Here is a 17,683-nt window from a genome sequence, read left to right as displayed (position 1 = left end):
GTCACTCTTCTACGCTGCCGCCTAAACCTTCAATGGTTGCACGAGCTCCTTTAGTGACCCTTAAACCTTTAAGTTTTATGGCAGTAGTTAATTCACCGGATAAGATTACTTTTACATCTTTGATAGAACGACTTACAATACCTGCTTCTTTCAAAACGTTTAAGTCAATTACATCGTTAGTTAATTGTGCCAGCTCACTTAAACAAACTTGATCTACTGTTCTACCAACGCGTGATTTGAAACCCATTTTAGGTAAACGTCTCTGAATAGGCATTTGTCCGCCTTCAAAGTTAATCTTATGGTAGCCACCAGCTCTAGCTTTTTGACCTTTATGTCCTTTACCACTTGTTTTTCCAAGCCCAGATCCTATACCACGTCCTAATCGTTTTTTGGGACGACGTGAACCGGGATCAGGTGATAGTGAATTTAAATTCATTATACACTCTCCTCGACCAACAACAGATAATCAACTTGGTTAATAAGACCACGTATTGCTGGAGTATCATTATGAGTTACACTGGAATTAGTTTTACCCAAACCTAATTGCTTCACAATAGAAATATGCTTAGGCTTTCGGCCTATAGTACTTTTAACTAAAGTAATTTTAATTTTGTTTTCCATAATTAGCCCGCCATCACTTCTTCAACAGTTTTACCACGCTTGGCTGCAACATAATCAGGGGTACCAATATTAGTTAAAGCTGCAATTGTAGCGCGTACAATATTGCTTGGATTGGTAGATCCTATATTTTTTGCTAATATGTTTTGGACACCTAAAACTTCAAGTACTGCTCTCATTGCACCACCAGCAATAATTCCTGTACCTTCAGAAGCTGGTTTCATAAATACTTTAGAAGCACCATAGCTCCAGGTGATTTCATGATAAATAGTTGAGCCACTGAGTGGGATATAAACCATGTTTTTCTTTGCTTGTTCCATTGCTTTTTGAATTGCAATTGGAACTTCACGAGCTTTACCTCTACCAAATCCAACTTTACCCTTACCATCGCCAACAACAACAAGAACAGCAAAGCCAAAAACTCGTCCGCCTTTCACAACTTTAGCAGTACGATTGACTGATACTAATTTCTCTTGGTAGCCATCTGATTTAGGTGATGATTCATCGAATGCCATAGTTGTTCCTTAAAAATCTAATCCAGCCTCGCGCGCACCTTCTGCAAGGGCTTTCACTCGGCCATGATATTTATAACCAGCACGATCAAACGCAACTTCAGTAATTCCTTGCTCACTTGCACGTTTGCCTAGTAATTTACCAACAAGGTTCGCTTGCTCTACTTTACATTTACCGGCTAGACTGGCTCGTATCTCTTTATCATTAGTTGAACAAGCAACTAATACTTTATCTCCAAGCTCATCAGCTCGAATGATTTGAGAGTAGATATGTAGACCACTTCTATAAACTACCAATCTTGCTCTACCCGATTTGCGAATCAGCGCCTTTGCTTTTAATCCACGTCGAATACGTGAGTTTTGTTTATTCATAGCTTAAACCTTATTTCTTCTTCGCTTCTTTACGAACAATATACTCACCAGCAAGTTTTACACCTTTACCTTTGTATGGCTCAGGTGGTCGAAATGCACGTATCTCAGAAGCAACTTGCCCCAGAATTTGTTTATCAACACCCTTAAGTAAAATTACTGTATTACTTGGAGTTTCTACTAAAACGCCTTGCGGTAAGTGGTATTCTATAGGATGAGAATATCCTAAAGATAAAGTGATAGATTTCTCTTTTGATTGTGCTCTATAACCTACACCAACTAACTCAAGCGTCACTACAAAACCTTCAGTAACACCTTTAACCATATTATTTACTATCGCTCTCGCTGTACCAGCTTGAGCCCAAGCTTTAGGATCATTAGCTGCAGGAGCAAATTCAATATGATTAGCTTCTTGATTTTTACTTACTTTTACTAACCGGTTTAGTTTTTGGGTTAGTGTTCCTTTTGGCCCTTTTACAGTAATCTCACCATCACCTAATGTAATTTCTACATTTGCTGGTTGGACTACTGGGGCTTTTGCTACTCTAGACATATTATTCCTCGCAAGTATTAAGCCACTTCACAAATGACTTCACCACCAACGCCTTTCATCTTAGCAGAGATATGGGTCATTATACCTTGGGATGTAGACAATATGGCCACACCAAAACCGGGTATTGAAGTTAATTCTTTATAAGATTTATAAACTCTTAAACCAGGCCTGCTTATTCTTTTTATTAATTCGATAACTGGTCTACCGTGGTAGTACTTCAGTTTGATCGTCATTAATTTAAGATTATTATCTAGTGATTCAACAAAGAAGTCTTCAACATAACCTTCTTCTTTTAAAACACGAGCAATCTCTTCCTTCAGTTTTGAAGATGTTAAAGTTACTTGCTGATGTTTTGCTTGTTGACCATTTCTAATTCTGGTCAGCATATCAGCAACTGGATCATGCATACTCACAATCGTTCTCCAATTAAAATTACCAGCTAGATTTTCTTCCGCCTGGTATATTACCAACCATTAGTTGTTGTCTTAAGCAAATCCTACAAAGGCTAAATTTACGATATACCGCATGTGGGCGACCACATTGTTTGCACCGTGTTTTAAAACGGACAGGATTTGAGTTAATAGGTAGTTTAGCTAATTTAGCTTGGCTATCCATAATTACTTGAAAATCATCTGATGATTTAATTAACGTCTTTAATTCGTTTCTGCGCTTTTTGTATTTTTCTACGAGTTTGCTACGTTTTAGCTCTCTCATAAGCATTGATTTTTTAGCCACAATTTCACCCTTATTTTTTATCTCTATCTTTCAATGGAAGGTTAAAGGCCTCTAATAAAGCTTTAGCTTCTTCATTAGTTTTTGCACTTGTAGTGATACAAATATCTAAACCACGAATACCATCAGTTTTATCGTAATCAATTTCAGGAAATACGATTTGCTCTTGTATTCCCATACTGTAATTACCAGTTCCATCAAAGGACTTAGGATTTAAACCCCGAAAGTCTCTTACACGAGGTAAAGTTATTGAAATCAATCTGTCTAAAAATTCATACATACGCTGCCGACGGAGCGTGACTTTGCATCCTATTGGCCAACCTTCCCTAATTTTAAAACCAGCAATTGAGTTTCTTGCTTTTGTCACAACTGGCTTTTGTCCTGCAATTAAAGTCATATCTTCAACTGCATGATTCATTACTTTTTTGTCACCTACTGCCTCACCGACACCCATATTCAAAGTGACTTTGAGCAATTTAGGAACTTCCATCACACTGGAATAGTTGAACCGCTTCATCATCATAGGGACAATTTCTTTTTTGTATAATTCATTAAGTCTTGTCATTTCGATCACCTAATCAAACACGGTCAATTATTTCATTGTCAGACTTAAAATATCTGACCTTCTTATTTGTACCGTTACTCTCTATAAATTTAAATCCTACTTTATCTGCTTTCTGCGTATTTGGATTGTAATGAGCAACATTTGAAACGTGTACAGGTGATTCAAGAGTGATAATACCACCTTTATGCTCTGGTTTCTGTGGATTTGCTTTAACATGCTTCTTAATTAGATTTCCACCTTCTACTACAACACCATTTTCAGTCACACGTAGCACTTTACCTTTATGACCTTTGCTTTTACCAGCGATTATAATTACTTCGTCGCCTTTTTGAATGCGTTTCATATCTCAATCCTTCTCACAAAACTTCAGCAGCTAGAGATATTATTTTCATAAATCTCTCTCGTAGCTCGCGAGTAACAGGGCCAAAAATACGAGTACCAATAGGCTCGTTTTGATTATTTAAAAGTACAGCTGCATTGCCATCAAAGCGTATTAAAGATCCATCATCTCTACGAACACCTTGTGCTGTTCTAACAACAACAGCTTTCATCACTGCACCTTTTTTAACTTTACTTCTTGGTATTGCGTCCTTAATGCTCACTTTAATGATATCACCGACACGGGCATATCTTCGGTGTGAGCCACCAAGTACTTTAATACACATAACTTTACGTGCTCCGCTATTATCAGCAACTTCGAGCACTGTCTGCATTTGGATCATTTTATTCTCCAGCTCTGATTTCGACCAGAAAAAGGTTGCTGATTATATCAGGCCTTTTAGGGTTTTAAAAGTAAATCAACAGTGTTGATTAAGAAATTACTTCAACTAATACCCAGCTTTTTGTTTTAGAGAGTGGTCTTGACTCACGTATCTTAACTATATTACCAATTTGACATACTTGATTTTCGTCATGGGCATGAAATTTAGATCTACGCTTGATAATTTTTCCATATTTTGGATGCTTAACAGAGCGCTCGATCATCACGACTATAGTTTTATCCATTTTGTCACTAACAACTTTTCCAACTAACGTTCTGGCATTTGATTCACTATTAGACATGTCACTTACCTGCCTTTTCAGTCAACATTGTTTTAACTCTTGCCACTGATTTACGCACCATAGTGATAAGATGTGTTTTATCTAGTGAGCCACTTGCTTTTTTCATTCGTAAATTTAACTGTTCTTTACGTAATGAAAGTAATTCATTTTGCAGTTCTTCAATTGACAAACTGCGCAGTTCATTAATTTTTTTCATTACATCACCTTCCTTTCTTCAAATATAACTTTGAAAGGAAGTTTTGCTTTAGCCAGATCAAAAGCTTCCATCGCAAGCTCTCTGGACACGCCTTCCATTTCAAACAGAACCTTGCCAGGCTGAATTTGAGCAACCCAATATTCGACACTTCCTTTACCTTTACCTTGTCTCACTTCTAATGGTTTTTGAGTAATAGGCTTATCAGGAAAGACTCTTATCCAAATCTTGCCACCACGTTTAATATGACGGGTCATTGCTCTACGAGCAGCTTCAATTTGTCTTGCTGTCAAACGGCCACGTTCTAACGCTTTTAAACCAAATTCACCAAAACTGATGTTACTGCCTCGTAAAGCTAGACCTCTATTACGGCCTTTCATCTGTTTTCGGTATTTTGTTCGTTTCGGTTGTAACATGATTCTTAATCCTCACTTACTGCGCACTGTCAGTTGATCTTTTCTTTTGTGGTAGAACTTCACCCTTATAGATCCAGACTTTTACGCCAATAATACCGTAGGTAGTTTTAGATTCTGCTGTACCATAATCTATATCTGCTCTAAAGGTATGTAACGGTACACGTCCTTCTCGATACCATTCACTTCGGGCTATTTCTGCTCCACCGAGTCGTCCACTAACACAAATTTTGATTCCTTTGGCACCTGCTTTTAGAGCTCCAGTCACTGCGCGCTTCATAGCACGTCTAAACATGACTCGTTGCTCTAACTGCTGTGCGATACTTTCAGCAACAAGGGTGGAATCCAGTTCAGGCTTTTTAATTTCTTCTATGTTAAGATGAACAGGAACACCTAATTTGCTAGATATTTCAGCACGCAACGCTTCAATTCCACCACCTTTTTTACCGATAATAATACCAGGTCTTGCAGTAAGTATTGTAACAACCGCGTTGTTTGCTGGACGTTCTATAAGAATCTTACTTACAGCTGCTGACATCAGTTTCTTTTTCAACTCAGTACGTAATTTAATGTCTTGAATTAGAAACTCAGCGTATTTTTTACCAGCAAACCACTTGGAATTCCAATCTTTAATAATACCAAGGCGAATGCCTATTGGGTTAACTTTTTGTCCCATTGCTATTCCTCGTCAGATACTTTAATCGTGATATGGCAGGTACGTTTGCAAATTCGATTTGCACGTCCTTTAGCTCTGGGACTAATGCGTTTCAAAGTCATCGCTTCATCAACGCAAACCATACCCACTTTTAAATCATCAATATCTGCTCCATTATTGTTTTCAGCATTAGCTATCGCTGACTCTAATAATTTAAGCATTAATTGAGCACCTTTTTTTGGTGTAAACTTGAGGACATCAAGTGCACCAGATACTTTCATATTACGTATCATGTCTGCCACCAATCTGCCCTTTTGAGCGGATAAGGGAGCACCTTTCAATTTAGCTGTAACTTCCATCATATCCTCTTATTTGCCTTTAGCCTTTCTGTCACCAGAATGACCTTTGAATGTTCGAGTCATGGCAAACTCACCTAATTTATGACCGACCATATTATCTGTTATATACACAGGGATATGATCTTTGCCGTTATGCACTGCAATTGTAAGGTCAATCATTTCAGGAACAATTGTTGAACGTCTTGACCAAGTTTTAATTGGTTTCTTTGATTTAGATTCGATTGCAGCTTCAACTTTGCTAATCAAATGATGGTCAACAAAAGGACCTTTTCTTATAGAACGAGCCACTTGATATCCTCTCAATAATTATTTCTTCTTGCGTCTTCTGACAATAAAATCATCAGTACGCTTATTACTTCGGGTTTTATAACCTTTAGTTGGTACTCCCCAAGGTGATACTGGATGACGACCACCAGAAGTACGTCCCTCACCTCCACCATGTGGGTGATCAACTGGGTTCATAGCAACACCACGAACAGTTGGGCGAATACCTCTCCACCGTTTAGCTCCTGCTTTTCCTAAAGAGCGTAAACTGTGCTCGCTATTGCTAACTTCCCCAATTACTGCTTTGCATAAAACATGTATTTTACGCATTTCACCTGAACGCAGTCTTAATGTTGCATAAACACCTTCTTTTGCAACAATTTGACCACTAGCGCCAGCACTTCTCAGTACTTGTGCCCCTTTTCCGGGCTTCATTTCCACACAGTGAATCGTAGTACCAACTGGGATGTTTTTCAATGGTAAGCAATTTCCAATGCTAATTGGTGAATCAGCACCACTAACAACGGTATCACCAACATTTAAATTGGCTGGTGCGATAATATATCTTCTTTCGCCATCATTATAAACAATCAAAGCAATAAGAGCTGTTCTGTTGGGATCATATTCAATACGCTCAACACGAGCTTCAACACCATCTTTATTTCGTTTAAAGTCAATAATCCGGTATTGATTTCTCTGTCCACCACCAATATGCCTTACAGTGATTCTACCTTGGTTATTTCTTCCGCCAGTTTTCTTTAGTTTTTCAACTAAAGCTGCGTGAGGTTTCCCTTTGTGGATGTGATGATGAACCACACGTAACTCGCCACGCTTTCCTGGCGATGTAGGTTTAGATTTTAATAGTGCCATCTTAATCTGCCTTATTCGGTAGCTGTAAAGTCAATATCTTGATCTGCGTGAAGAGTTACAAAAGCTTTTTTCCAATCACTTCGCTTTCCATTCATTTGTTTGAAACGTTTTGTTTTTCCCTTCACATTAACAACAGATACATTTTTAACTTTTACGTTAAATATATTTTCTACCGCCATTTTAATTTCAGTCTTAGTTGCAGTTTTCAATACTTTGAAAGTAAACTGTTTAAGCTTATCCGCTATGACAGTAGCTTTTTCAGAAGTATGTGGTTCACGTAGAACCATCAACAATCTTTCAGCGTTCATTGTAACTGTTCCTCAATTTTTTTAATTGCAGCTTCTGTAACAACAACCTTTTCAAATCTTAATAAGGATACTGGATCTACAGTTGTAACGTCACAAATATCATAATCAATTAAGTTTCTTGATCCAAAATATTCATTTTCACCAACTTCGGTCATTATAATCAGAGCATTTGTTACATTTAGCTGATTCATTTTGTTGATGAAATCTTTAGTCTTCTTACTTTCACATTGAAAGTCGCTGACGACTAACAGGTTGCCTGTACGACAAAGTTCGGAGATTATACTACGTAATGCACGTTTGTACATTTTTTTATTAAGTTTTTGTGAATAATCTCTTTTTTTAGATGCAAATGTTACTCCACCGCTTCTCCAGAGAGGGCTTCTAATCGTGCCAGCACGTGCACGACCTGTACCCTTCTGATTCCATGGCTTTTTCCCACCACCTCTTACTTCAGAGCGAGTTTTTTGAGCGCTATTACCACTACGAGCATTATTCATATATGCAACAACTGCTTGATGAATCAAGCCTTCATTGTAACCATATGCAAATACATCTTGGTTCAGTGCTAATGTTGATTTTGTATCTATAGTAGTAATTTCCATCACTCACCTCGTGCTTGCTTTTTAGCTGCAGGCTTAATTTCTACTCTTGAACCAGGTGCGCCAGGTATTGCACCTTTTATTAGAAGTAAATTTCTTTCAGCATCTACACGTACGAGTTCAAGACTTTGAACTGTACAACGAACATTACCCATATGCCCAGCCATCTTTTTACCTTTAAAAACACGACCAGGAGTTTGGTTTTGACCAATAGAACCAGGAACACGATGTGATCTAGAGTTACCATGTGTAGCATCTTGAGTTCTAAAATTGTATCGTTTAACAGTACCGGCAAAACCTTTACCTTTAGTAGTACCGGATACGTCAACGTATTGACCCGCTGTAAAAACATCAGAGATAGAGATCACTTGACCAGCAGTGTACTCTTCCTCAGAGTCAATTAGAAATTCAACGAGCATATCACCTGCTTCAATCTCAGCTTTTGCAAAATGCCCTGTTAAAGGTTTGTTTACCTTTCCAGCCTTTTTTGCACCACCAGTCAACTGAATTGCAGAATATCCATCTGTGGTTTTTGTTTTAACCTGTGAAACTCGATTAGGATGTACTTCAACAACAGAAACAGGAACTGACACTCCATCTGCCATGAAGACTCGAGTCATACCGACTTTACGGCCTAATAAACCGATCATCATTGTAACACCTCTTTAATATCCTTCACCTTAAAATTAGTCATCAAGGCTTATCTGAACATCAACCCCTGCAGCCAGATCCAACTTCATCAAAGCATCTACTGTTTTTTCAGTTGGATGTACGATAACGACCAGGCGTTTATGAGTACGTAATTCATATTGATCTCGTGCATCTTTATTAACATGCGGTGAAGTCAATACAGTAAATTTTTCCTTACGAATCGGCAATGGTATTGGTCCACGTATTTGTGCACCAGTACGCTTTGCGGTCTCCACTATTTCTCGAGTTGATAAGTCAATCAACCGATGATCAAAGGACTTTAATCTTATTTTAATGTTTTGATTGCTACTCATTGTAATTACTCGATAATTTTAGCGACAACACCGGCGCCAACAGTGCGGCCACCTTCCCGAATTGCAAAACGTAAACCTTCATCCATCGCAATGGGTGCATGTAAATTTACAACCAACTGTACGTTATCTCCAGGCATTACCATTTCAACTCCAGATGGTAAATCACATGTTCCTGTTACGTCTGTTGTTCTAAAATAAAACTGTGGTCTATAGCCATTGAAAAACGGGGTATGTCGTCCACCTTCTTCTTTAGATAACACGTATACTTCCGCTTCGAACTTTGTATGAGGCTTAATTGTACCTGGTTTTGCTAACACTTGACCACGCTCAACTTCATCTCGTTTCGTTCCGCGCAATAGTATACCTACGTTATCACCAGCACGTCCTTCGTCTAACAACTTACGGAACATCTCAACGCCAGTACAGGTTGTCTTCGAAGTATCTCTAATTCCGACAATCTCGATCTCTTCACCAACCTTGATAATTCCGCTTTCGATACGTCCTGTTACTACTGTTCCTCGGCCAGATATTGAAAATACATCTTCAATCGGTAATAAGAACGATTTATCAATGTTTCGTACAGGCTCTGGAATATAGGAATCCATAGTTTCTACTAGCTTCTCAATCGCTGGCACTCCAATATCACTGGTATCACCTTCTAGTGCTTTTAATGCTGAACCCACAACAATTGGAATGTCATCACCAGGAAAATCATAGCTGCTTAACAGATCTCTGACTTCCATTTCAACAAGCTCTAATAACTCAGGGTCGTCAACCATATCCGCTTTGTTCATAAACACTACGATGTACGGCACGCCTACTTGTCGTGACAACAGGATATGTTCTCTTGTTTGTGGCATAGGACCATCAGCGGCTGATACTACCAGTATCGCTCCGTCCATTTGCGCAGCACCTGTAATCATGTTTTTTACATAGTCAGCGTGTCCTGGGCAATCCACATGCGCATAGTGTCTATTTGCTGATTCGTATTCAACGTGCGCTGTAGAAATTGTAATACCTCGCTCTCTTTCTTCTGGCGCAGCATCGATCTGATCGTATGCTTTTGCTATACCACCAAATTTCTTCGCCATAATCGTGGTAATCGCCGCTGTTAATGTGGTCTTACCGTGATCTACGTGACCGATCGTTCCCACATTCACATGTGGTTTTTTACGTTCAAATTTTTCCTTCGCCATTTCAATAACCTCGTTAACTTTTTATTGTTTCTTAATAATTGCTTCAGCAATGTTAGTTGGTGCTTCCGCATACTTAGAAAATTCCATAGTATAAGTTGCTCTTCCTTGAGTAGCAGAACGTAAATCGGTCGAGTAACCAAACATCTCTGCGAGTGGAACTTCTGCTCTAACAATTTTTCCTGCTGGTGAGTCTTCCATTCCTTGAACCAAACCACGTCGTCTGTTAAGGTCGCCCATAACATCACCCATATAGTCCTCTGGGGTTACAACTTCGACGCTCATTATTGGTTCAAGTAGTACTGGTTTAGCTCGTAATGCGCCTTGCTTGAAGCATTGAGAACCAGCAATTTTAAATGCCATTTCACTAGAATCCACTTCATGGAAGGAACCGTCGAATAAAGTGACCTTAACGTCCACGACTGGATATCCAGCGATAACACCATTTTGCATTTGCTCTTGAATTCCTTTGTCAACTGCGGGTATGTATTCTTTAGGAATAACACCACCTACAATTGCGTTAACGAATTCATAGCCTTTACCCGGCTCTTGGGGTTCAATCTTCAACCAGACATGGCCATATTGACCACGACCACCTGATTGTCGAATGAATTTGCCTTCCTGTTCTATTGGTTGCTTGAGTGTTTCACGATAAGCAACCTGAGGTTTACCAACATTGGCTTCAACATTAAATTCTCGCTTCATACGGTCTACAATAATTTCCAAATGAAGCTCGCCCATACCTTCAATAATGGTTTGCCCTGATTCTTCATCAGTATGAACGCGGAAAGAAGGATCTTCTTGAGCAAGTTTCCCAAGCGCGATTCCCATTTTCTCTTGGTCTGCTTTTGTTCTGGGTTCAACAGCTACAGCAATAACTGGATCTGGAAAATCCATTCTCTCTAATATGACTACATTTTCGGTATCACACAAAGTATCACCAGTAGTCACCGATTTTAAACCAACTGCTGCGGCAATATCACCTGCTCTAACTTCTTTAATTTCTTCACGCGAATTAGCATGCATTTGTAATAAACGACCAATACGCTCTTTCTTACCTTTAACAGAGTTGTAAACGGTATCACCACTTTTCAGCACACCTGAATATGCTCGAAAATAGGTTAGCGTTCCAACAAATGGGTCTGTAGCAATTTTAAAAGCCAAAGCTGAAAATGGTGCATCATAACTTGTTTTTCTAGAAGCTTCATCACCATGTTCGTCAACACCTTGAACATCAGGTATATCAGTAGGTGAGGGCAGATATTCAATGACACCGTCAAGTACCGCTTGTACACCCTTATTTTTGAATGCAGAGCCACAGAAGACAGGAACAACCGCATTACTGATGGTTAGTTGACGTAGTGCCTTCTGAATTTCTTCTTCAGAAATCTCTTCGCCTTCCAGATACTTTTCCATTAGATCTTCAGTAGCTTCCGCAGCTGCTTCTACTAGCTTTGCTCTATACTCTATACACTGATCTTTTAGATCAGCAGGTATCTCTTTATACTCAAAAGTCATACCTTTGTTCTCTTCATCCCAATGAATTGCTTTCATTTTGATGAGGTCAATAACCCCTTTGAATTCTTCTTCAGCTCCTATCGGGAGCTGAACAACTACAGGGTTTGAACCGAGTCTTTGCTTAATTTGGCTAACTACCCTAAGGAAGTTTGCACCCATTCTATCCATTTTATTAACAAATACAATTCGTGGGACACCATATTTATTCGCTTGTCGCCATACTGTTTCGGATTGAGGTTCTACTCCAGCAACCGAATCAAATACTACAACTGCGCCATCTAGCACACGTAAAGAACGCTCAACTTCAATCATGAAGTCTACGTGTCCTGGCGTATCAATGATGTTGATACGATGTCGTTCGAACTGTTTGTCCATACCTGACCAGTAGCATGTTGTTGCTGCTGAGGTAATGGTAATACCGCGTTCCTGCTCCTGAACCATCCAGTCCATTGTTGCAGCACCGTCATGAACTTCACCAATCTTATGAGACATACCAGTATAATACAGTACGCGTTCTGTTGTTGTCGTTTTTCCTGCATCAACGTGCGCTGCAATGCCTATGTTTCTATATAGTTTTAATGGAGTAGACACGGACTACCTCTCTTTTAGTTCCATCTAAAATGGGCAAATGCTTGGTTCGCTTTTGCCATTTTATGGGTATCTTCACGTTTTTTCACTGCAGAACCTTTACTTTCATAAGCATCCAGCAGTTCCCCAGCTAGGCGCAACATCATACCTTTTTCACCACGAGTACGTGCAGCCTGAACGATCCATCTCATACCTAAGGCAATGCTTCTATCATTTCTAACTTCGACTGGCACTTGGTATGTAGCACCACCAACTCGGCGTGAACGCACTTCGACACTTGGTCGAACATTATTTAGTGCATCTTCAAAGTAACGAAGAACTGTAGCAGATCCACTAGAGCTACCAGACTCACCGCTCTCATCATCTGTCTTTTTCATCTTTTTAACACGCTCTTCCATAACAGATAAAGCGCCATAGATTATTTTTTCAGCAACAGATTTTTTGCCACTAACCATGAGCACGTTAATAAACTTTGCTAACAACTCACTGTGATGCTTTGGATCTGGCAAAATTTCTCTTTTGGGGACTTCTCTTCTTCTAGGCATTTCTATTTCCTACAATCAGTTATTTTTTATCTTTTGGCTTCTTAGTACCATATTTTGAACGACCTTGCTTACGATCGTTAACACCTGATGTATCTAAGCTACCTCGAACAGTGTGATAACGCACACCAGGTAAATCTTTAACACGACCACCTCTTATAAGAACTACAGAGTGTTCTTGGAGGTTATGGCCTTCACCACCAATATAGGATGTTACTTCAAATCCATTGGTTAAACGCACACGAGCAACCTTACGCATAGCTGAGTTAGGTTTTTTAGGTGTAGTAGTGTAAACACGCGTACATACTCCACGTCGTTGTGGACATGATTCCAGTGCAGGCACGTTACTTTTCTTCTTTACGTCCACACGAGGCTTTCTTACTAACTGATTAATAGTAGCCATTTATACTTAACTCCGATCTGTCTCTTTTGATTATTTCGAATACATAAGGAGGCCGGATTCTATATAGCTACGGCAGATTTGTCAAGTTTTAATCTGCCGTTTTCGATCCGAACTAGTGCTCTTGATTATCTGCGTTTAATGCTTCACTTAACGCATGCTCAACATCACTTGCAGTTACAGTATGTACGGGGTACTCACCGGCTGCAGCCTTAGCTCTCTTTATTTTACGACCTTGATGATAGGCATAACCTGTTCCAGCAGGGATCAGCCGTCCAACCATCACGTTCTCTTTCAAACCACGTAAATCATCTATTTTACCACTTACAGCTGCTTCTGTTAGAACTCTTGTAGTCTCTTGGAATGAAGCTGCTGATATAAATGATTCGGTAGCCAAAGAAGCCTTCGTGATACCTAATAAAATAGGTATTCCTCTAGCTACTTGTTTTCCTTCTGCAATAAGTTTGTCATTCTCTTGCAGTAAGACGCTTTCTTCTATTTGCTCTCCTACCAAGAATTTTGAATCCCCAGCAAAAGTTATAACTCGTTTACGTAACATCTGTCTTACAATGACTTCGATATGTTTGTCATTTATTTTAACGCCTTGTAAACGATATACATCTTGTACTTCATTTACGATGTAATTTGCTAATGCGCCCACACCAAGTAAGCGTAATATATCATGCGGATTAAGTGCCCCTTCCGCAATGATTTCCCCTCGTTCGACGTGCTCTCCTTCGAAGACAGAGATATGGCGCCATTTAGGAATAAGCTCTTCATGACATTGATCTTCAGAAACATTGATGATTAATCTTCGTTTACCTTTTGTTTCTTTCCCGAAACTTACCATTCCTGAGACTTCAGCCATTACCGCAGAATCTTTCGGTTTACGCGCTTCAAATAGATCTGCAACCCGAGGTAGACCCCCGGTAATGTCACGTGTCTTAGACCGTTCTTGGGGAATACGAGCGATGACGTCTCCAACTCCTACGTGACCACCATCTTCAAAGTTTACGATAGCATCAACTGGAAGATAGTATTGAGCTGGAACATTAGTGCCGGCAAGATAAATATCCTCTCCAGTTTCAGTTACCAATTTTACCATGGGTCTTAAATCTCGTCCTGCAGCACTTCTTTGTTTCGCATCAATTACTACAATGTTACTTAAACCTGTTAACTCATCCGTTTGTCGATTCATGGTGATACCATCAAATAAATCAACAAATTTCAAATATCCGCCAACTTCTGAAATAACTGGATGTGTATGAGGATCCCATGTAGCAATAATCTGACCAGCTTCAACATTGGAACTATCATGAACTGTGATTACAGCACCATAAGGAACTTTATAACGCTCACGTTCGCGCCCAAATTCATCTACAATTGTTACTTCACCTGAACGTGATACTGCAACTAAGTTCTTATTCTCATGAGTTACTGTCTTAATATTATGTAATCTAATAACCCCTTTTGTCTTGATTTGAATATTATTCGCTGCAGTAGCTCTTGAAGCTGCCCCTCCGATGTGGAATGTACGCATGGTTAACTGAGTTCCAGGTTCACCAATTGATTGAGCAGCAATAATTCCAACAGCTTCACCCGTGTTTACCAGATGACCTCGGGCTAGATCGCGTCCGTAACACTTGGCACATAATCCAAATCTAGTTTGGCATGTAATTGGTGAGCGAACTAAAATTTGATCCACACCTTGCTTTTCTAACTTTTCAACCCATGCTTCATCCAACAAGGTTCCCGCTGTAACAACAGGTTCACTTTGATTAGGAATGTAAACATCAGCTGCTACTACTCGTCCCAATACTCGCTCATGAAGTGGTTCAACAATATCACCACCTTCAATCAATGGTTGCATCAAAACACCAGTATCAACACCGCAATCATCCTCTGTAATAACCACATCTTGAGCCACATCAACAAGGCGTCGTGTCAAATAACCAGAGTTAGCAGTTTTCAACGCTGTATCAGCCAAACCTTTGCGCGCACCGTGAGTTGAAATAAAATATTGAAATACGTTCAACCCTTCGCGGAAGTTAGCAGTAATAGGAGTCTCAATAATGGAACCATCTGGAGCTGCCATCAATCCCCGCATCCCAGCGAGCTGTCTAATTTGTGCAGCAGAACCCCTCGCACCTGAATCGGCCATCATAAAAATAGGGTTAAAGGACTCTTGCCTTATGAGTTCACCTTTCACATTAGCAACTTGTTCGGTTGCAATCTTACTCATCATTGACTTAGCAACTAATTCATTAGTACGAGACCAAATATCAATAACCTTATTATAACGCTCGCCGTTAGTTACTAAGCCAGAACGGAATTGTGATTCAATTTCTCGAACTTCATTATAAGCGTGATCAATAATACTCGCTTTATCGTCAGGTATTTCCATGTCGTCAATACCAATAGATGCACCGGAACGTGTTGCATACTTAAAGCCTGTATACATCAATTTATCTGCAAAAATTACAGTTTCTTTCAGACCAAATGTTCTATAACACGTATCAATAACTTTAGTGATTACCTTTTTAGTCATGGTACGGTTTATTTGCACAAAGGACATTCCTTTAGGAAGTATCTGAGCAAGAATGGCTCGACCAACTGTAGTCTCAACAAGATGATGCCCCGGTTCATTTTCTTTAGGCATACGAATCTTGATTTTCGCATGAATATCAAGATGACCTGCTTCGTAAAAATTCTGCGCTTCTTGTGCACTCACAAAAATTTTACCTTCACCTAAAGCGTTCACCTTTTCTCGGGTTAAGTAATACAAGCCTAAAACGACGTCTTGGCTGGGAACAATAATTGGCTCTCCACTTGCTGGCGACAGAATGTTGTTTGTCGACATCATTAGTGAGCGTGCTTCCAATTGTGCCTCAAGTGTTAACGGCACATGCACAGCCATTTGGTCACCGTCAAAGTCTGCGTTGTATGCTGTACAAACAAGTGGATGCAGTTGAATTGCTTTACCTTCGATTAATACTGGCTCGAACGCTTGGATACCCAAACGGTGCAATGTAGGCGCTCTGTTAAGTAGAATTGGGTGTTCACGGATAACGTCATCTAAAATATCCCAAACAACGGACTCTTCACGCTCAACCATTTTCTTAGCCGCCTTAATCGTGGTAGCTAATCCTCTAAATTCCAACTTACTGAAAATAAAGGGCTTAAAGAGCTCTAGTGCCATTTTCTTTGGCAATCCGCATTGGTGTAGCTTTAGGGTAGGCCCCACTACAATTACAGAACGACCCGAATAATCAACACGTTTACCCAACAGATTCTGACGAAAACGTCCTTGCTTCCCTTTAATCATATCTGCAAGTGATTTCAGAGGTCGTTTATTAGTACCGGTAATTGCACGACCACGACGACCATTATCCAACAGAGCATCAACAGATTCTTGCAACATACGTTTTTCATTACGAACGATGATGTCAGGAGCATTGAGATCTAATAGACGCTTTAACCGATTGTTTCTGTTAATAACACGTCGATACAAATCGTTAAGATCAGAAGTAGCGAAACGTCCACCATCTAACGGAACCAATGGCCTTAGATCTGGTGGAAGAACGGGCAATACATCCATGATCATCCATTCAGGTTTGTTGCCTGAATCATAAAACGCTTCAAGTAGTTTTAATCGTTTAGTGATCTTTTTAATCTTTGTTTCGGAACTGGTGGTTGGTAACTCTTCACGCAGACTCTTGATCTCATCTTCTAAATCAACTTGACGCAGTAAATCACGAATTGCTTCTGCCCCCATACGAGCATCAAACTCATCACCATATTGTTCCATTGCGTCCAGATATGCTTCATCGTTTAATAACTGACCACGTTCAAGCTCAGTCATTCCTGGATCGACGACAACAAATGCTTCAAAGTACAAAACGCGCTCTATATCTCTTAAGGTCATATCTAAAAGCAGACCAATTCTAGATGGCAATGATTTTAGGAACCAAATGTGCGCGACTGGACTTGCAAGTTCAATATGGCCCATACGCTCACGCCGTACTTTTGCTAAAGCCAATTCAACACCGCACTTTTCACAAATTACACCACGATGTTTTAGTCGTTTATATTTGCCGCACAAACATTCATAATCTTTTACTGGACCGAAAGTTTTAGCACAGAATAAACCATCACGCTCAGGTTTAAATGTACGATAGTTAATAGTTTCAGGTTTTTTTACTTCACCATATGACCATGAACGAATTAGCTCAGGAGAAGCTAAAGCGATTTTTATTGCATCAAATTCTTCACTTTGTCCCTGTTGTTTGAGGATACCTAGCAGGTCACTCATTACCGGGGCCTTTCTCATTGGTTCATTCATTGGGTCGTCGCTTAGAGTACTCAA

General features: G+C 39.7%; 26 protein-coding genes. All 26 read right to left on the bottom strand.

Annotation, left to right across the window (positions count from 1 at the left end; all coding sequences use genetic code 11):
- Window position 1: 1 nt before the first annotated feature.
- Entirely contained in the window at window positions 2-436 is a 435-nt protein-coding gene (gene rplO, locus EL220_RS02390) for a 50S ribosomal protein L15 (RefSeq protein ID WP_027272081.1), read from the bottom strand.
- Window positions 436-621, bottom strand: a complete 186-nt coding sequence (rpmD, locus tag EL220_RS02385) for a 50S ribosomal protein L30 (protein ID WP_027272080.1) — start codon at window positions 619-621, stop codon at window positions 436-438. Before rpmD ends, rplO begins: the two co-directional genes overlap by 1 nt.
- A 2-nt stretch (window positions 622-623) precedes the next feature.
- The gene (gene rpsE / locus EL220_RS02380) at window positions 624-1,133 is read right to left on the bottom strand and encodes a 30S ribosomal protein S5 (protein ID WP_027272079.1); all 510 of its coding nucleotides are present in this window, start codon (window positions 1,131-1,133) and stop codon (window positions 624-626) included.
- Between the two features lie 9 nt (window positions 1,134-1,142).
- Complete coding sequence (rplR, locus tag EL220_RS02375) at window positions 1,143-1,502, bottom strand: 50S ribosomal protein L18 (RefSeq protein WP_027272078.1); 360 nt, start codon at window positions 1,500-1,502, stop codon at window positions 1,143-1,145.
- Window positions 1,503-1,512: 10 nt separating this feature from the next.
- Window positions 1,513-2,052 carry a 50S ribosomal protein L6 gene (gene rplF, locus EL220_RS02370; protein ID WP_027272077.1) on the bottom strand — a complete coding sequence of 180 codons (540 nt, stop codon included), beginning with the start codon at window positions 2,050-2,052 and terminating at the stop codon, window positions 1,513-1,515.
- A 17-nt stretch (window positions 2,053-2,069) separates the two neighbouring features.
- Window positions 2,070-2,459: a 30S ribosomal protein S8 gene (rpsH, locus tag EL220_RS02365; RefSeq protein ID WP_197718826.1), complete on the bottom strand. Its 390-nt coding sequence runs from the start codon at window positions 2,457-2,459 to the stop codon at window positions 2,070-2,072.
- 25 nt (window positions 2,460-2,484) lie between these two features.
- Window positions 2,485-2,787: a 30S ribosomal protein S14 gene (gene rpsN, locus EL220_RS02360; RefSeq protein ID WP_027272075.1), complete on the bottom strand. Its 303-nt coding sequence runs from the start codon at window positions 2,785-2,787 to the stop codon at window positions 2,485-2,487.
- A gap of 10 nt (window positions 2,788-2,797) precedes the next feature.
- On the bottom strand, window positions 2,798-3,349 hold the full coding sequence (rplE, locus tag EL220_RS02355) for a 50S ribosomal protein L5 (RefSeq protein ID WP_027272074.1): 552 nt from the start codon (window positions 3,347-3,349) through the stop codon (window positions 2,798-2,800).
- 13 nt (window positions 3,350-3,362) lie between these two features.
- Window positions 3,363-3,692: a 50S ribosomal protein L24 gene (gene rplX, locus EL220_RS02350; RefSeq protein WP_027272073.1), complete on the bottom strand. Its 330-nt coding sequence runs from the start codon at window positions 3,690-3,692 to the stop codon at window positions 3,363-3,365.
- Window positions 3,693-3,705: 13 nt separating this feature from the next.
- The gene (rplN, locus tag EL220_RS02345; RefSeq protein ID WP_003633077.1) at window positions 3,706-4,071 is read right to left on the bottom strand and encodes a 50S ribosomal protein L14; all 366 of its coding nucleotides are present in this window, start codon (window positions 4,069-4,071) and stop codon (window positions 3,706-3,708) included.
- An 88-nt stretch (window positions 4,072-4,159) separates the two neighbouring features.
- Window positions 4,160-4,411, bottom strand: coding sequence for a 30S ribosomal protein S17 (gene rpsQ / locus EL220_RS02340; protein WP_027272072.1), 252 nt, complete (start codon window positions 4,409-4,411; stop codon window positions 4,160-4,162).
- A 1-nt stretch (window position 4,412) separates the two neighbouring features.
- A complete protein-coding gene (rpmC, locus tag EL220_RS02335) occupies window positions 4,413-4,607 on the bottom strand; it encodes a 50S ribosomal protein L29 (RefSeq protein ID WP_027272071.1) in 195 nt (64 codons plus the stop codon).
- The gene (gene rplP / locus EL220_RS02330; RefSeq protein ID WP_003633085.1) at window positions 4,607-5,020 is read right to left on the bottom strand and encodes a 50S ribosomal protein L16; all 414 of its coding nucleotides are present in this window, start codon (window positions 5,018-5,020) and stop codon (window positions 4,607-4,609) included. Before rplP ends, rpmC begins: the two co-directional genes overlap by 1 nt.
- 16 nt (window positions 5,021-5,036) lie before the next feature.
- On the bottom strand, window positions 5,037-5,693 hold the full coding sequence (gene rpsC, locus EL220_RS02325) for a 30S ribosomal protein S3 (RefSeq protein ID WP_027272070.1): 657 nt from the start codon (window positions 5,691-5,693) through the stop codon (window positions 5,037-5,039).
- A gap of 2 nt (window positions 5,694-5,695) precedes the next feature.
- Window positions 5,696-6,031 (bottom strand): 50S ribosomal protein L22, encoded by a 336-nt coding sequence (rplV, locus tag EL220_RS02320; protein ID WP_003633087.1) that lies wholly within the window; start codon window positions 6,029-6,031, stop codon window positions 5,696-5,698.
- A 9-nt stretch (window positions 6,032-6,040) separates the two neighbouring features.
- Entirely contained in the window at window positions 6,041-6,319 is a 279-nt protein-coding gene (rpsS, locus tag EL220_RS02315; RefSeq protein WP_003633088.1) for a 30S ribosomal protein S19, read from the bottom strand.
- An 18-nt stretch (window positions 6,320-6,337) separates the two neighbouring features.
- Window positions 6,338-7,165 carry a 50S ribosomal protein L2 gene (gene rplB / locus EL220_RS02310; RefSeq protein WP_027272069.1) on the bottom strand — a complete coding sequence of 276 codons (828 nt, stop codon included), beginning with the start codon at window positions 7,163-7,165 and terminating at the stop codon, window positions 6,338-6,340.
- A gap of 11 nt (window positions 7,166-7,176) precedes the next feature.
- Window positions 7,177-7,473 (bottom strand): 50S ribosomal protein L23, encoded by a 297-nt coding sequence (gene rplW / locus EL220_RS02305; protein ID WP_027272068.1) that lies wholly within the window; start codon window positions 7,471-7,473, stop codon window positions 7,177-7,179.
- Window positions 7,470-8,075, bottom strand: a complete 606-nt coding sequence (gene rplD, locus EL220_RS02300; RefSeq protein ID WP_027272067.1) for a 50S ribosomal protein L4 — start codon at window positions 8,073-8,075, stop codon at window positions 7,470-7,472. Before rplD ends, rplW begins: the two co-directional genes overlap by 4 nt.
- The gene (rplC, locus tag EL220_RS02295) at window positions 8,075-8,725 is read right to left on the bottom strand and encodes a 50S ribosomal protein L3 (RefSeq protein WP_058390693.1); all 651 of its coding nucleotides are present in this window, start codon (window positions 8,723-8,725) and stop codon (window positions 8,075-8,077) included. The genes rplD and rplC overlap by 1 nt, the downstream gene beginning before the upstream one ends.
- 33 nt (window positions 8,726-8,758) lie before the next feature.
- Window positions 8,759-9,076 carry a 30S ribosomal protein S10 gene (gene rpsJ, locus EL220_RS02290; RefSeq protein WP_003633094.1) on the bottom strand — a complete coding sequence of 106 codons (318 nt, stop codon included), beginning with the start codon at window positions 9,074-9,076 and terminating at the stop codon, window positions 8,759-8,761.
- Window positions 9,077-9,081: 5 nt separating this feature from the next.
- Entirely contained in the window at window positions 9,082-10,272 is a 1,191-nt protein-coding gene (tuf, locus tag EL220_RS02285; protein WP_058390692.1) for an elongation factor Tu, read from the bottom strand.
- Window positions 10,273-10,293: 21 nt separating this feature from the next.
- A complete protein-coding gene (gene fusA / locus EL220_RS02280) occupies window positions 10,294-12,378 on the bottom strand; it encodes an elongation factor G (RefSeq protein WP_027272354.1) in 2,085 nt (694 codons plus the stop codon).
- A 14-nt stretch (window positions 12,379-12,392) separates the two neighbouring features.
- Window positions 12,393-12,920, bottom strand: a complete 528-nt coding sequence (gene rpsG, locus EL220_RS02275) for a 30S ribosomal protein S7 (RefSeq protein ID WP_027272355.1) — start codon at window positions 12,918-12,920, stop codon at window positions 12,393-12,395.
- A 19-nt stretch (window positions 12,921-12,939) separates the two neighbouring features.
- Window positions 12,940-13,320, bottom strand: a complete 381-nt coding sequence (gene rpsL / locus EL220_RS02270) for a 30S ribosomal protein S12 (RefSeq protein WP_004450478.1) — start codon at window positions 13,318-13,320, stop codon at window positions 12,940-12,942.
- Window positions 13,321-13,432: 112 nt separating this feature from the next.
- A complete protein-coding gene (rpoC, locus tag EL220_RS02265) occupies window positions 13,433-17,629 on the bottom strand; it encodes a DNA-directed RNA polymerase subunit beta' (protein WP_027272356.1) in 4,197 nt (1,398 codons plus the stop codon).
- Between the last annotated feature and the right edge of the window lie 54 nt (window positions 17,630-17,683).

The organism is Legionella sainthelensi (genome assembly GCF_900637685.1).
Classification (GTDB): Bacteria; Pseudomonadota; Gammaproteobacteria; order Legionellales; family Legionellaceae; genus Legionella; species Legionella sainthelensi.
Note: the sequence above shows the minus strand (reverse complement) of the source record. Positions and strands in the feature narration are given on the sequence as shown.